The sequence below is a fragment of the Pseudomonas vranovensis genome, assembly GCF_040438935.1.
GTDB lineage: Bacteria > Pseudomonadota > Gammaproteobacteria > Pseudomonadales > Pseudomonadaceae > Aquipseudomonas > Aquipseudomonas vranovensis.
In genome coordinates, this window is the sequence record NZ_CP159259.1 from 4,372,816 (window position 1) to 4,386,289 (window position 13,474).

A 13,474-nucleotide genomic window follows, 5' to 3' on the forward strand; every position below is an offset into this window, starting at 1 on the left:
AGTCATCAAAATACAGAAAAATCGAGCGATTGGTACTGCAGCGGGTCGATGCCGGCAAAGCTCAGCAAGGCCGGCAGGCGCTCGGCAAACCCCTGGAAACTGTGATCGCCGCCGGCCTGGATACGCAGGGCGCAGGCGCGGTAGAACTGCTCGGCCCGGCGATAGTCCAGGGTCTCATCGGCAGTTTGCAGCCAGACTTGATAGCGCGCGCCATCGGTGGGCGCGGCGACCTCAAGTTCGGCCAGGGCCTGCACGTGGTCGTGGGTCAGCTCCCAGGTTTCACCGGTGTAATGATTGGTCTGGGTTCCCAGGTACCCGTCGAACAGGTGGTGCGGGTTGACTGCGGGGTTGATCAGCAGCGCCTTGAGCCCGTGGCGCTCGGCCAGGTGGGTGGCATAGTAGCCGCCGAGCGAGCTGCCGACCAGTAATGGCGATTCGAGCTCAGCGATGTCGGCCTCGAGCTGGGCAATGGCCTGGCGAGGGTGGTGATGCAAGGCCGGCACCCGCAGCTGCCCGGCCAGGCCGACTTGCTGCATCACCTCGACCAGCTGACAGGCCTTCTTTGACGAGGGCGCACTGTTGAACCCGTGAATATAGAGAATCGATCCCGACATACCGCCCCCGATGCACCTGTCTGACCTGGCATGCCAGGCTGAAAAACGCGCATTTTAGCCTGTTCGACCATGGATTGAGCGGTTTCAGCCATTCAGCAACATTTAATAGCCGTCTTCGTAGTCGATGGTGAACTCGAAATCGCTCACCCGCGACACGCCGGTGTCGACGGCGCCATCAGGGTGCAAGCGAAGCCAGCGATAGCCCGGCGCTTGTTCGCCGACCTTGAAGTCCTCACTGCCTGGCTCGAACTGGATGCAGGTGGAAGGAGAGGCCAACAGCCGCACCCCATTGCGCATCTGATCCCACTCCTGGTGGATATGCCCCCACAACAAGGCACGCACCTGTGGATAACGATCCAGCACTGCAAACAGTGCGTCTGCATTGCGCAAGCCGATCGGCGCCATCCAGGCACAATCGATCGGCACAGGCTGATGGTGGAAACAGATCAGGTGATGGCGCCCGGGCGCCTCGGCCAAGGCTTGATCAAGCAACTTCAACTCGCGCTCATCCAGTACCCCTGGCACGGCGCCTGGCACGGCCGAGTTGAGCATCAGGATACGCCAGTTGCCAATATCCACCACCGGCTCCAGCGCCTGCGAACCCTGTGCAGCCTGCTCCATGGACAGCGGTTCGTCGTGGTTGCCGGCGAGCCAGCGGGACGGCGCCTGGAGGCTCGACGTCAGGTCGCGAAAACGGGCATAGGATGCTTGCGTGCCATCCTGCGACAAGTCGCCCGTCGCCAGTAGCAAGTCGATACGCGGCTGCTCGTCGCGCACGCGCTCGATGACCCGTTGCAGGCTTTCGCAGGTGTTCATGCCCAGCAATGTACGGTCCGCGTCGGCAAACAGGTGGCTGTCGGTCAGCTGCACCAGGTACACCGGCGCGTGGTCATGAGGGGTAGATGGTTGCGGCAAGGGCCGACTCCTTGGGCGGATTCAGCGCGATTATGGCGTTTGCCAGGGCTTGAGCAAATACTCGAAAACAACCGGCATCACATTTCAGCGAACGACAGCCAGTTCATGTCCGCACGCAAGGCAATGGCTCAACCATTCACCGAGGAACAGATTGAGCTGGGCTTTTTCATCGGGCTGGTGCATCGCCGCATTCGGATAGGGATAAATGCTGCGAAAACGCCGGGCATGCTCGGCGCTCACCACTTCGGCCATGCGCGCATCGTGGTACACCTGCACTTCCAGTTGCGGCACCGGCAACCAGGGCAGGCTGTGTTCCTGGCGCACACGCAGGGTGGTGGTGTACGGGCAGGCGAGCACCACATCCAGGACCAGCACACCGAGCATCTGGTCGCCCTGGGTCATGCCGATGCGACGCGAGCTCTGGGCGCTGCGCATATCCGGCAACAGGCGCATCAGACGCGCATAGTTGGCCTCGCAGGCTGCCTGCAACCCGACCAGATCGACCCGGTAGCGCTCGCGCAACAGATTCACGACCATAGCCCCCTGACTTCATCACGGTTCAAGGCCAGCCACTGCAAGGCAATAATGGTTGCCGCATTGGCGATCAGCCCATCGCGCACTGCCTGCAGCGCATCCTCGAACGCCCAGACCTTCACGCGAATATCTTCGCCCTCTTCTTCCAGTCCGTGCAGACCGCCCGCCCCAGCGCTGTCGCAACGCCCCAGGTACAAGTGCACGTATTCATCACTGCCGCCGGGGGACGGGAAATACCGCGTCATCGGCCACAGCGTCTGAATGTTCAGCCCAGCTTCCTCCTGCGCTTCACGGTGTGCAACTTCTTCCGGCGCTTCATCTTTATCGATCAGACCAGCGACCAGTTCGATCAACCAGGGGTTGGCCGTCTTGCCCATGGCGCCGACGCGAAACTGCTCGATCAGCACGACTTCGTCGCGCTGGGCATCGTAGGGCAGCACACACACCGCATCATGGCGCACGAACAATTCACGGCTGATCTCCCGGCCCATGCCCCCAGCGAACAGCTCATGGCGCAGGCGCACCCGATCGAGCTGGTAGAAGCCCTTGAAGCAGTTCAGCCGCTCGACGATCTCGACGTCCTTGGGCACAGTGTTCAGCGTGTCTGACATGGGAATCCTCATAACCTCGTGTACTGCATCGCGCCATCCTAACCTGCGCACCGTCGCGTTTCACCCCTTTAAAGATAGCGCCCTGGCTGCGAGGATAGGCAGCCTGCTGATGTATTGAGCTTAGTGGCGAACTGAAGGCCATGCCGACGGTCCAAGCCCGATTACCTTTGCCTTACAAGGATCATCATGACGCTTGTGAAACTGACTACCGTGGCCGTGCTGGCCCTGGCCCTGGGCGCCTGTCAAAGCTTGTTCCAGCCCAATATGCGCACGCCACTGGAGGTCAAGCGCGATCGTTGGGAGCACATCAAGCCCGGTTGCAATACGGCTGACTGCCCCCTGGTCAATATCGACACCATTCACTTCCCGGCCAACCCCAAGCTGGACGCGATCGTCGAGAAACGTCTGCTCCAGATGACCCAGGATAACGAGCGCGATGCCCTTCCGACTTCGCTCAAGGCTTATGAAGACACGTTCATGGCCAGCGCCGAAAGCCGCCACAGCAGCTACCTGCAAGCCAAGGTACGCGAGCAGCATGACGGACTGGTGATCATCGAGCTGTCGAGTTACCTGGACACCGGCGGCGCCCATGGCATGCCCGGGCGCGGCTTCATCAACTATTCGCGCCAGCAGGACAAGGTCCTGACCCTGCAGGACATGCTGGTGCCGGGCCAGGAAGCGACGTTCTGGAAGACTGCCGAGGAAGCCCACAAGGGCTGGCTGATCAGCACTGGCATGGACAAGGACGCCGAGTTCGTCAAGACCTGGCCTTTCCGCCAGACCCCGCACATTGCCCTGACGTACGGCGCGGTGGTGCTCAAGTACGAAGTGTATGCCATCGCCCCCTATTCCATGGGCCACATCGAACTCAAGATCCCCTACCCGCGCCTGAACGGCATCATCAAGCCGGCGTTGTTTCCCGGTCGAGGCTGACGGACGGCGCCGCCATCCAGTACACGCACCCTGCCAGCAGCAAGGCCGGCAGGGTCGAGCCGACATCCGCGGCGTAGTGTGCCAGCAGGTGATAAGTGGCAACGCCGCAGCCCCATGCGAACAGCGCACGCCAATGCAGGCTATGGATCGGGCTGGCATCGCTGCGACGGCGACGCACGATGAAATGATCGACCAGCACCACGCCGAACAGCGGGGCAAACACCGAGCCGATCAGCAGCAGGAAGTTCTGGTACTGCGCCATGGGTGCAAAGCAGGCGATCAGGGTACACAGCACGCCGATGGCCAAGGCCAGGTGTTCGACCTTCAGGCGAATCAGCAGGCCGGTGGAAACCGCCGCCGAATGGATATCGGCAAAGGCCTTTTCCGATTCGTCGAGCAGGATCAGCAGCAGCGGAATACCCAGGCCGGCGCCAGCCAGCGCCAGGAGCAAGGTATTGACCTCCCCTGCCGGAGCAAAGGCCAAGGTATAAGCCACACCCAGGCTCATCATCCACACGTTGCCCACGAAGTAGCCCAGTGCCGTGCCGATGAACACACGACTGGCATGGCGGCTGAAGCGTGAATAGTCGGCAATCAGCGGCAGCCACGACAGCGGCATGGCGATGGCGATGTCGACACCCACGGCGAGCGACATCGAGCCATCACCGGCACGCGCCCACAAGGCGGCCAGATCCGCCTTGGCGAACAGGTTCCAGGTCAGCCACAGGCAAGCGCCCAGCAACAGCCAGATGCCCCACTTGCGCAAGATCTTGCGTACGAAGGTCAACGGCCCGCTGACGGCCAGCAGGGTTGCCAGAGCACCGAAGCACAGGGTCCACAGCAACGGGTTGGTCAGCGCGCTGTCTTCGCCGAAGGCGCGTGCGCCCAAAAGGCTTGCGGCATCACGCATGACAATGATTTCGAATGAGCCCCAACCGATCAGTTGCAACAGGTTGAGCAGGGCCGGCAGGCGCGCGCCATCGCGACCCAGGCTACGACGCAGCGCGGCCATGGACGAGAGCCCCGTGTCGCTGCCGATGACGCCGACGGCCGCCAGCAGCAGAACGCCCACGGACGTACCGATGATAATTGCCAGCACAGCGTTGGCCAGGCCAAGGCCGGGGCCGAGCAAGGCGCCAGTCTGCAGGACCATCAGGCCGATGCCGAGGGAGAACCAGAGGGAACAGAGATCGCGGCCGCTGAGGACGCGCTGCTGGGTGGTGACCGGGTGATCCGGGGAGAATTGGCTGGGTGTGCTCACAAAGAGTTGTCTCGACAGGGAGAAAATTATTGTTCTTTCGGGCCCTTTCGCCGGCAAGGCCGGCTCCCACAAGGGCATGGCGTGCACGCTTTTGTGGGAGCCGGCCTTGCCGGCGATGCGGTGTGCACTGCACACCGCTTGAACAGCCCGGTCAGACCTTCTTGTACAACTGGCTGCCTTCCTGGCGGAACCGCTCGGCCTGCTCGCGCATGCCATCCTCGACCGCTACATCCACCGCCTCAATGCGCTGGTTGGCGGCGTACTCACGCACTTCCTGGGTGATTTTCATCGAACAGAACTTCGGCCCGCACATCGAACAGAAGTGGGCGACCTTGGCCGAGTCCTTGGGCAGTGTCTCGTCATGGAACGACCGCGCGGTATCCGGGTCGAGGCCGAGGTTGAACTGGTCTTCCCAACGGAACTCGAAGCGCGCCTTGGACAAGGCGTTGTCGCGGATTTGCGCGCCCGGGTGGCCCTTGGCAAGGTCGGCGGCATGGGCAGCGATCTTGTAGGTGATGATGCCGGTCTTGACGTCATCCTTGTTCGGCAGGCCCAGGTGCTCCTTGGGCGTGACGTAACAGAGCATGGCGCAACCGAACCAGCCGATCATCGCCGCACCGATACCGGAGGTTATGTGGTCGTAACCCGGGGCGATGTCGGTGGTCAGCGGGCCAAGGGTGTAGAACGGCGCTTCGTCGCAGCACTCCAGCTGCTTGTCCATGTTCTCCTTGATCAGCTGCATCGGCACGTGGCCCGGGCCTTCGATCATGCACTGCACGTCGTGCTTCCAGGCGATCTTGGTCAGCTCACCGAGCGTCTCCAGCTCACCGAACTGCGCTTCATCGTTGGCGTCGGCAATCGAACCCGGACGCAGGCCATCGCCCAGCGAGAAGCTGACGTCGTAGGCCTTCATGATTTCGCAGATTTCGTCGAAGTGGGTGTAGAGGAAGTTCTCTTTGTGGTGCGCCAGGCACCACTTGGCCATGATCGAACCACCACGACTGACAATGCCGGTGACACGTTTGGCGGTCAGCGGCACATAGCGCAGCAGCACGCCGGCGTGAATGGTGAAATAGTCCACGCCTTGCTCGGCCTGCTCGATCAGGGTGTCGCGGAACAGCTCCCAGGTCAGGTCTTCGGCCACGCCGTTGACCTTCTCCAGCGCCTGGTAGATGGGTACGGTGCCAATCGGTACCGGCGAGTTGCGAATGATCCACTCGCGGGTTTCATGGATGTGCTTGCCGGTGGACAAGTCCATCACTGTGTCCGAACCCCAGCGGATACCCCAGGTGAGCTTGGCCACTTCTTCTTCGATGGACGAGCCCAGGGCGCTGTTGCCGATGTTGCCGTTGATCTTCACCAGGAAGTTGCGGCCGATGATCATCGGCTCCAGCTCCACGTGGTTGATGTTTGCCGGGATGATCGCACGACCGCGGGCGATCTCCTCACGGACGAATTCGGCGGTGATTTCTTTCGGGATGCTGGCACCGAAGCTGTGCCCGGCGTGCTGTTGCTTGAGCAGACCAGCAGCGCGGGCTTCCTGCAGCTTCATGTTCTCGCGGATGGCGACGTATTCCATCTCGGCGGTAATGATGCCCTGGCGCGCGTAGTGCATCTGGCTGACGTTGGCGCCGGCCTTGGCCCGGCGCGGGTTGCGTACATGGGCGAAGCGCAGCTTGGTCAGCTCGGCATCGGCCAGGCGCTGTTGACCGAAGTTCGACGACAGGCCTTGCAGGCGCTCGGTGTCACCACGGGCGTCGATCCAGGCCGAGCGCACATCGCCCAGGCCTTTGCGCACATCGATGATGACCGAAGGATCGGTGTAGGGGCCGGAAGTGTCGTAGACCAGCACCGGGGCATTGGGCTCGCCACCGAAGTCGGTGGGGGTATCGTCCAGGCTGATTTCACGCATGGGCACGCGGATGTCCGGGCGCGAGCCTTCGACATAGATTTTGCGCGAGCGGGTGAACGGCTGTACGGACTGTTGATCGACCTGGGCCGACTCACTCAGATTGGTAATGTATTTTTCTTGTTTACTCATCACAGGCTCTCCAGACGGCTTCCTAGCAGTGGAATGTCGGGGGAGAACCTGAAAGGCACGGACGCACCAAGGACGGTGCTGTGCCAAATGCGCGGTGATGCCTGCAGCTGCAACGGCTGACTCGACATTCCCGGACCTGGCACAAGAGACTCGCCGGGAAAGCGAGAAATCTTGTTCCCTACGCAGGCGCTAACCTGATCAGGTTCAACGGGATCCGGATTATCCGATCTCAGCCTCAACGCAAGGCACCCCGACAAGAACGTGTCCAGTCTAGACTGGACTCACCCGCAAAGCCAACAGTACAAGCACGGGCACGATAAATGGCGCAAATGGCAGATTGTTGCAAAGTGTCCGCGCATCTACACTCACCGGTTCAGAAACACTCAATTGTTCAAGGATCGCCCTATGCTGCGCAAACTTTCACTGGCCCTTGCCGTGTCTTGTGCTACCAACGGAATGGCCTGGGCAGCAGATGTGCCCTTGTCGGCAAAGACCGACCTGGTGAGCGTCTACCAGGAGGCTGTGAACAACAACGCCGATCTCGCCGCAGCCCGCGCCGACTATGGCGCCCGCAAGGAAGTGGTACCCCAGGCCCGCGCCGGCCTGCTGCCGAATCTCTCGGCCGGTGCCGAGATGATGAACACCCGCACCAAGATCGACACGCCCTCGATCACCGCCAACCGCAGCGGCAACTCCTGGCAGGCCACATTGGCGCAGCCGGTGTTCCGAGCCGATCGCTGGTTCCAATTGCAAGCGGCCGAAGCGGTCAACGAGCAGGCGGCACTGGAGCTGTCGGCAACCGAGCAGAACCTGATCCTGCAGACCGCAGAAAACTACTTCGCGGTGCTGCGCGCCCAGGACACCCTGGCCTCGACCAAGGCCGAAGAAGCAGCCTTCAAGCGCCAGCTCGATCAGTCCAACGAACGCTTCGACGTGGGCCTTTCCGACAAGACCGACGTACTGCAATCCCAGGCCAGCTACGACACCGCGCGGGCCAACCGCATCGTTGCCCAGCGCCAGGTCGATGACGCCTTCGAGGCGCTGATCACCCTCACAAACCGCTACTACAACTCGGTACAGGGCATCGTCCACACCCTGCCGGTGCAGGTGCCGATCCCCAACGACGCCAAGGCCTGGGTCGAAACCGCCGGCAAGCAGAACCTCAACCTCCTGGCGACCAACTACGCGGTCGATGCAGCTGAAGAAACCCTGCGCCAGCGCAAGGCCGGTCACGCGCCAACGGTAGACGCGGTAGCGCGCTACCAGAAAGGCGACAACGATAGCCTGGGCTTTGCCAACCCCAACCTGACCGGACAGAACTACAGCGGTGATGTCGAGCAGACCAGCATCGGCCTGCAATTGAACATCCCGATCTACAGCGGCGGCCTGATCAGCTCGCAGGTGCGCGAGGCGTACCAGCGCTTGAACCAGAGCGAACAGCAGCGCGAAAGCCTGCGCCGCCAGGTGGTGGAAAACACCCGCAACCTGCACCGTGCGGTCAACACTGACGTCGAGCAAGTACAGGCGCGCAAGCAGTCGATCATTTCCAACCAGAGCGCGCTGGAAGCCACGGAAATCGGCTACCAGGTCGGTACCCGCAACATCGTCGACGTGCTTGATGCCCAGCGCCAGCTGTACACCTCGGTGCGCGACTACAACAACACCCGCTACGACTACATTCTCGACAACCTGCGCCTGAAGCAGGCAGCGGGCACCTTGAGCCCGCAGGATCTGACAGACCTGGCCCGGTACCTGAAGCCGGACTACAACCCGGACAAGGACTTCCTGCCGCCTGACCTGGCGGCTGCGGCCAAGGCGAATTTCGACGCCAGGCCTTGACGTGCATCGCGGGGCAGGCCCGCTCCTACCGCAACCGTAGGAGCGGGCTTGCCGCGTGATTCAGCGCTGCATCAAGCGCCCCAAACCTTCCAGCAAACGCTGCAGCGCGCCCTGGTTGGCCTGCATCACCGCCCGCCCCGCCTTACCCATGCGCTGCGCATCCTGCGGCAACTCGATCAAGCGCTGAACCTGTGCCTTCAACCCCTGGGCATCCTCCACCTCCTGCAACGCCCCTGCCTCGCGCAACATCGCCGCGATTTCCAGGAAGTTGAACAGGTGCGGACCACTGAGCACAGGCAAAGACAAGGCCGCCGGCTCCAGCAGGTTGTGCCCGCCATTGGGTACCAGACTACCGCCGACGAATGCGATATCGGCCAGCGCATAGAGGAACAGCAGCTCACCCATTGTGTCGCCCAGCAATACCGCTGTTTCTGCACTCACCGGCTCGGCACTGGAACGGCGGATGGTCGGGAACTGCGCACAGCACAACTCGAACACCGTGTTGAACCGCTCCGGGTGCCGCGGCACCAGGATCAACAGGGCGTCGGCATGTTGCGCGAGCAACTGGCGATGTGCGGCGAGAATCACTGCGTCTTCGCCTTCATGGGTGCTGGCAGCGATCCACACCGGGCGCTGGCTGGCCTGCCACTGAGCGCGCAGGTCGCGCGCCCGGGGCAGCAGTTGCTCGTCGATGCGCAAATCAAACTTGATCGAACCGGTCACCTGCACGCATTGCGCACGTGCGCCCAGTTGGCGGAAGCGCTCGGCCTCGGCCTCGGTCTGCACGGCAATGAAATTCATCTCGGCCAGCATCGGCCGGGTCAGCCCGGCAAAGCGGGCATAGCCACGGGCCGAACGCTCGGACAATCGTGCATTGGCCAGGGCGACCGGAATACCGCGCTTGGCGCATTGATGGATATGGTTGGGCCAGAGCTCGGTCTCCATGATCACTGCAAGCCGGGGCTGGATATGTTCAAGGAAGCGCCCGGCCGCCCAGGGTAAGTCATAGGGCAGGTAGCAATGTTGAATCCGCGGTTCGTCGGCGAACATCGCCCGCACGCGCTCGGAGCCGGTCGGGGTCATGCAGGTGATGGTGATCGGCAGTTGTGGATAAGCCTTGAGCAGCGCGCGGATCATCGGCGCTGCGGCAATGCTCTCGCCCACCGACACGGCATGTACCCAGATCCCGCCCTTGGCCATGGCTGGCAGGTTCACGGCAAAGCGCTCGCCGACGCGCTGGGCATAAGCCGGCGCCTTGCGTGAACGCAGGAACAGGCGCAGCGCAACCAGCGGCAGGCCCAGGTGAAACAGCAAGGAATAAAGAGTTCTGTTCATGGCGCCAAAGTGTACTAGCCAATGGCGCGCAAGTGCACTGCGAAGCGCTCGGCCAACCACTGCGCGGCTGGCCCGAGGGGTTCGTCGCGCCGCCACACCAGCTCGACCACCAGCGGCGGCGGCGTCCACTCGCTGCTCAACTCGACCATTTGCGCATGGTAGGTCGGGTACTGCACCACATGCCGGGGCAGCCACGCCCAGCCCAGGCCACGCATCAACAACTCAGCGATCGCATAGAAGCTGTCTGCGCGCCAGATCTGCGGGCTAATGGGTTCGCCTCCCGGATAACCGCTAGCCTGAGGCGTAATCAGCAATTGCCGGTGCCGGGCCAGTTGCTGGCGGTTGACCCGCGACAACTCGGCCAAGGGATGGTTTACAGCGCAGACCGTGACCATTTCCACCTGCCCCAGGGTCCGGCGCTCAAGCGCAGGCGGCATGTGTTCATGGTGGAACAGCAAGCCCAGGTCTGCGCGGCGCTCCACCAGCTTGCGCGCCACATCACCCTGGGCACCGCTGGCAAGTTGCACTTCCAGCGAGGGGAACTGCTGCGCCAGTTGATCCAGGCTGTCGATCACCGGCTGATAAGGCATGGCCTCGTCCTGGGCCACTCGCAACTGCGCCTCCTGCCCCCGCATCAGCGCCAGCGCCCGGCCATCGAGCCGCTCGCATTGGCGCAACAACTCGCGGGCATCCTCCAGCAAGGCAGCGCCGGCCTCGGTCAGCCGCGGCTGGCGACCACTGCTGCGCTCGAACAAGGTGACGCCCAGGTCAGCTTCAAGTAGCGCAATGGCATTGCTCACTGCTGACTGGGCCTTGCGCTGGGTGCGGGCGACAGCGGAGAACGAACGCTGCTCGGCCACCCTCACAAACAGGCGAAGTTGCTCCAGACTCCATTGTTCGGCCATACAACCTATCTCCATAAAAGATAGGTAATGACTTTACCCCATCCAGGCTTGCTCTAGAATGCCCAGCCAGAACAGAGGACCGCCCCCATGAATGCCTATACCTACCTGGCCATTGCCATCTGCGCCGAAGTCATTGCCACCGCCTCGATGAAGGCCGTGAAGGGCCTGAGCACCCCCTTGCCCTTGCTGCTGATGGTCTGCGGCTATGCCGTGGCGTTCTGGATGCTGACCCTGGTGGTGCGCAGCATTCCGGTGGGTATTGCCTACGCCATCTGGTCAGGGTTGGGTATCGTGTTGATCAGCATTGCGGCATTGGTGATCTACGGGCAAAAACTGGACCTCCCGGCGATGCTCGGCATGGCCATGATTGTCGGTGGCGTGGTGGTGATCCAGGTGTTCTCGAAAACCGCCGGCCATTGATCCGCTTCACAGGCTGTATACTGGGCGTCTGTCCAAGCTTGTGAGGTACATGCATGCCATCCGTTATTTCCACCGACGTCCTGATCGTCGGCGCAGGGGTCGCAGGCCTCTGGCTCAATGCTCGCCTGCGTCGCCTGGGTTACTCGACGGTGGTGGTGGAACGCGCCAGCCTCGGTGGCGAGCAAACCCTCAAATCCCAAGGCATCATTCATGGCGGCGCCAAGTACGCCCTGCATGGCGCCCTGACCGGTGCCTCCGAAGCGATCGCCGACATGCCGCGACGCTGGCGCGAAGCCCTGGCCGGCAATGGCGAACTGGACCTGTGCGGCGTGCGCCTGCTGTCTGAAGCCCATTACCTGTGGTCACCCGGCACCCTGGCCGGCAACCTCACCAGCTTTTTCGCCAGCAAGGCGGTGCGTGGGCGGGTCGATCAGGTCAAGGGCGAGCAACTGCCTCCTGCCTTGCAGGACCGTGCCTTCAAGGGCAAGGTCTATCGCCTGGCGGAACTGGTCATTGATGTGCCGAGCCTGCTGACCCGCCTGGCGGAACTGGCCGGCGACAGCTTGCTGGCCGGCGAGCAGATCGAACCGCTGCAAGAAGGCGGGGAACTGGCCGGCTTGCGCGTCGATGGCCGTGAGGTCCGCGCCCAGCGCATCGTGCTCAGCGCCGGCGCTGGCAATGCCGGTTTGCTCGAAACCCTTGGCCTCAAGCAGCCCGCCATGCAGCGCCGGCCGCTGCACATGGTCATGGCTAAAGGACCCAGCCTCAAGCCGCTGTATGCCCACTGCCTGGGTGGTGGCCCCAAGCCGCGCATTACCGTTACCAGCCATCCGGCTGCCGATGGCCAGTGGGTCTGGTACCTGGGTGGCGACCTGGCCGAAGCCGACGGCGTGGCCCGCGAACCGGAAGCACAAATTGCAGCGGCGAAAAAAGAAGTCGCCAGCCTGCTGCCCTGGATCGACCTGAGCCAGGTGCGTTGGGCGACCGCACGCATCGACCGCGCTGAACCTGCACAGTCTGGCCTGGTGCGACCCGACAACGCCTTTCTCGCCGAACAGGATCGCCTGCTGGTGGGCTGGCCAACCAAGCTGGCCCTCGCGCCAGACTTCGCCGACCGTGTACTGGCCAACCTTGAGCGTGACGGCATCAAGCCCGCCAATACCGCCGCCTTGCCTGACCTGCCGAAACCCCCGATGGCGGTGCCGGTATGGGAGCAACTGTTGCCATGAGCCTGCCAACCCTTCACGACCTTCACCGCCCTTTGGGTAGCACCGGCCTGCGGGTTTCGCCGCTGGGCCTGGGCACGGTCAAGCTGGGCCGCGACCAAGGGGTCAAGTACCCCAACGGCTTTACCATCCCCGACGATGACCAGGCGCGCATGCTGCTCCAGCAAGCGCGCGAGCTGGGCATCAACCTGATCGACACCGCACCCGCCTACGGCCGAAGCGAAGAACGTCTCGGCCCATTGCTACGTGGCCAGCGCGAACAATGGGTGATTGTCAGCAAGGTGGGCGAAGAGTTCGACAGCGGCCAGTCTCGCTTCGACTTCAGCGCCGCTCACACGCGTTTTTCCATCGAACGCAGCCTCAAGCGCCTGGAGACCGACCACATCGACCTGATGCTGGTGCATTCCGATGGCAATGACTTGTACATCCTCGAACACGAAGAGGTCTACCAGACCCTTGAGGCCCTGAAGCAGGAAGGCAAGATCGGCGGCTTCGGCCTTTCAGGCAAAACTGCAGCCGGTGGCTTGAAAGCGCTGGAGCGCGGCGATTGCGCCATGGTCACCTACAATCTGAACGAGCAGGCAGAACGCCCGGTACTCGATTATGCCGCCGACCATGGCAAGGCGATTCTGGTGAAAAAAGCCCTGGCCAGTGGACATGTCTGCCTGAGCCCTGGCGTAGACCCGGTACGCGCGAGCTTCGAGCTGCTGTTCGGTCACCCTGGGGTGAGCAGTGCTATTGTCGGGACCATCAATCCTGTACACCTGGCCCACAACGTGGCCACCGTTGCCGCCATATTCAATAGCTGACGCTTGCGCCGCCGTCGCGGCCGACCCCAAC

At 62.6% G+C, this 13,474-nt stretch carries 13 protein-coding genes and 1 riboswitch; of the genes, 5 read left to right on the forward strand and 8 right to left on the reverse strand.

Annotated features, from left to right (window positions below; genetic code table 11):
• Positions 1–5: 5 nt before the first annotated feature.
• From ABVN19_RS20340 to ABVN19_RS20355, 4 genes are all read right to left on the reverse strand, one after another.
• On the reverse strand, positions 6–614 hold the full coding sequence (locus tag ABVN19_RS20340) for a YqiA/YcfP family alpha/beta fold hydrolase (protein WP_028945653.1): 609 nt from the start codon (positions 612–614) through the stop codon (positions 6–8).
• A gap of 102 nt (positions 615–716) precedes the next feature.
• Positions 717–1,529 carry a 3',5'-cyclic-AMP phosphodiesterase gene (gene cpdA / locus ABVN19_RS20345; RefSeq protein ID WP_105642340.1) on the reverse strand — a complete coding sequence of 271 codons (813 nt, stop codon included), beginning with the start codon at positions 1,527–1,529 and terminating at the stop codon, positions 717–719.
• Positions 1,530–1,613: 84 nt separating this feature from the next.
• A complete protein-coding gene (locus tag ABVN19_RS20350) occupies positions 1,614–2,066 on the reverse strand; it encodes a DUF1249 domain-containing protein (RefSeq protein ID WP_028945651.1) in 453 nt (150 codons plus the stop codon).
• A complete protein-coding gene (locus ABVN19_RS20355; RefSeq protein WP_028945650.1) occupies positions 2,057–2,674 on the reverse strand; it encodes an NUDIX domain-containing protein in 618 nt (205 codons plus the stop codon). Before ABVN19_RS20355 ends, ABVN19_RS20350 begins: the two co-directional genes overlap by 10 nt.
• 186 nt (positions 2,675–2,860) lie before the next feature.
• Between ABVN19_RS20355 and ABVN19_RS20360 the strand changes: the two genes are divergently transcribed.
• On the forward strand, positions 2,861–3,607 hold the full coding sequence (locus ABVN19_RS20360; RefSeq protein WP_028945649.1) for an RsiV family protein: 747 nt from the start codon (positions 2,861–2,863) through the stop codon (positions 3,605–3,607).
• Here ABVN19_RS20360 and cytX read toward each other — a convergent pair.
• Positions 3,576–4,868, reverse strand: a complete 1,293-nt coding sequence (gene cytX, locus ABVN19_RS20365; protein ID WP_028945648.1) for a putative hydroxymethylpyrimidine transporter CytX — start codon at positions 4,866–4,868, stop codon at positions 3,576–3,578. The two genes, ABVN19_RS20360 and cytX, sit on opposite strands and share 32 nt — an antisense overlap.
• A gap of 151 nt (positions 4,869–5,019) precedes the next feature.
• Positions 5,020–6,909, reverse strand: coding sequence for a phosphomethylpyrimidine synthase ThiC (gene thiC, locus ABVN19_RS20370; RefSeq protein WP_105642341.1), 1,890 nt, complete (start codon positions 6,907–6,909; stop codon positions 5,020–5,022).
• Positions 6,910–7,067: 158 nt separating this feature from the next.
• Positions 7,068–7,172: riboswitch (TPP riboswitch) on the reverse strand.
• A gap of 142 nt (positions 7,173–7,314) precedes the next feature.
• On the opposite strand from thiC, the gene ABVN19_RS20375 reads away from it, so the two are divergent.
• Positions 7,315–8,748: a TolC family outer membrane protein gene (locus tag ABVN19_RS20375; RefSeq protein WP_028945646.1), complete on the forward strand. Its 1,434-nt coding sequence runs from the start codon at positions 7,315–7,317 to the stop codon at positions 8,746–8,748.
• A gap of 60 nt (positions 8,749–8,808) precedes the next feature.
• Here the strand turns inward: ABVN19_RS20375 and waaA are convergent, their stop codons facing one another.
• The gene (waaA, locus tag ABVN19_RS20380; protein WP_105642342.1) at positions 8,809–10,083 is read right to left on the reverse strand and encodes a lipid IV(A) 3-deoxy-D-manno-octulosonic acid transferase; all 1,275 of its coding nucleotides are present in this window, start codon (positions 10,081–10,083) and stop codon (positions 8,809–8,811) included.
• A gap of 14 nt (positions 10,084–10,097) precedes the next feature.
• Positions 10,098–10,988, reverse strand: a complete 891-nt coding sequence (locus ABVN19_RS20385) for a LysR family transcriptional regulator (protein ID WP_105642343.1) — start codon at positions 10,986–10,988, stop codon at positions 10,098–10,100.
• An 87-nt stretch (positions 10,989–11,075) separates the two neighbouring features.
• Here ABVN19_RS20385 and ABVN19_RS20390 point away from each other — a divergent pair, with 87 nt between their 5' ends.
• From ABVN19_RS20390 to ABVN19_RS20400, 3 genes are read left to right on the forward strand one after another with little or no spacing between them, the layout of a single operon-like run.
• A complete protein-coding gene (locus ABVN19_RS20390) occupies positions 11,076–11,408 on the forward strand; it encodes an SMR family transporter (RefSeq protein WP_028945643.1) in 333 nt (110 codons plus the stop codon).
• A gap of 53 nt (positions 11,409–11,461) precedes the next feature.
• Positions 11,462–12,637 carry an FAD-dependent oxidoreductase gene (locus ABVN19_RS20395; protein ID WP_105642344.1) on the forward strand — a complete coding sequence of 392 codons (1,176 nt, stop codon included), beginning with the start codon at positions 11,462–11,464 and terminating at the stop codon, positions 12,635–12,637.
• Positions 12,634–13,443, forward strand: coding sequence for an aldo/keto reductase (locus tag ABVN19_RS20400; protein WP_105642345.1), 810 nt, complete (start codon positions 12,634–12,636; stop codon positions 13,441–13,443). The genes ABVN19_RS20395 and ABVN19_RS20400 overlap by 4 nt, the downstream gene beginning before the upstream one ends.
• Positions 13,444–13,474 lie beyond the last annotated feature (31 nt).

Excerpts from the sequence above, each read along its gene's own strand:
- ABVN19_RS20340 (WP_028945653.1), bottom strand. The coding sequence starts at position 614 with ATGTCGGGATCGATTCTCTATATTCACGGGTTCAACAGTGCGCCCTCG.
- ABVN19_RS20350 (WP_028945651.1), bottom strand. The coding sequence starts at position 2,066 with ATGGTCGTGAATCTGTTGCGCGAGCGCTACCGGGTCGATCTGGTCGGG.
- ABVN19_RS20355 (WP_028945650.1), bottom strand. The coding sequence starts at position 2,674 with ATGTCAGACACGCTGAACACTGTGCCCAAGGACGTCGAGATCGTCGAG.
- ABVN19_RS20360 (WP_028945649.1), top strand. The coding sequence starts at position 2,861 with ATGACGCTTGTGAAACTGACTACCGTGGCCGTGCTGGCCCTGGCCCTG.
- thiC (WP_105642341.1), bottom strand. The coding sequence starts at position 6,909 with ATGAGTAAACAAGAAAAATACATTACCAATCTGAGTGAGTCGGCCCAG.
- ABVN19_RS20375 (WP_028945646.1), top strand. The coding sequence starts at position 7,315 with ATGCTGCGCAAACTTTCACTGGCCCTTGCCGTGTCTTGTGCTACCAAC.
- waaA (WP_105642342.1), bottom strand. The coding sequence starts at position 10,083 with ATGAACAGAACTCTTTATTCCTTGCTGTTTCACCTGGGCCTGCCGCTG.
- ABVN19_RS20385 (WP_105642343.1), bottom strand. The coding sequence starts at position 10,988 with ATGGCCGAACAATGGAGTCTGGAGCAACTTCGCCTGTTTGTGAGGGTG.
- ABVN19_RS20390 (WP_028945643.1), top strand. The coding sequence starts at position 11,076 with ATGAATGCCTATACCTACCTGGCCATTGCCATCTGCGCCGAAGTCATT.
- ABVN19_RS20395 (WP_105642344.1), top strand. The coding sequence starts at position 11,462 with ATGCCATCCGTTATTTCCACCGACGTCCTGATCGTCGGCGCAGGGGTC.
- ABVN19_RS20400 (WP_105642345.1), top strand. The coding sequence starts at position 12,634 with ATGAGCCTGCCAACCCTTCACGACCTTCACCGCCCTTTGGGTAGCACC.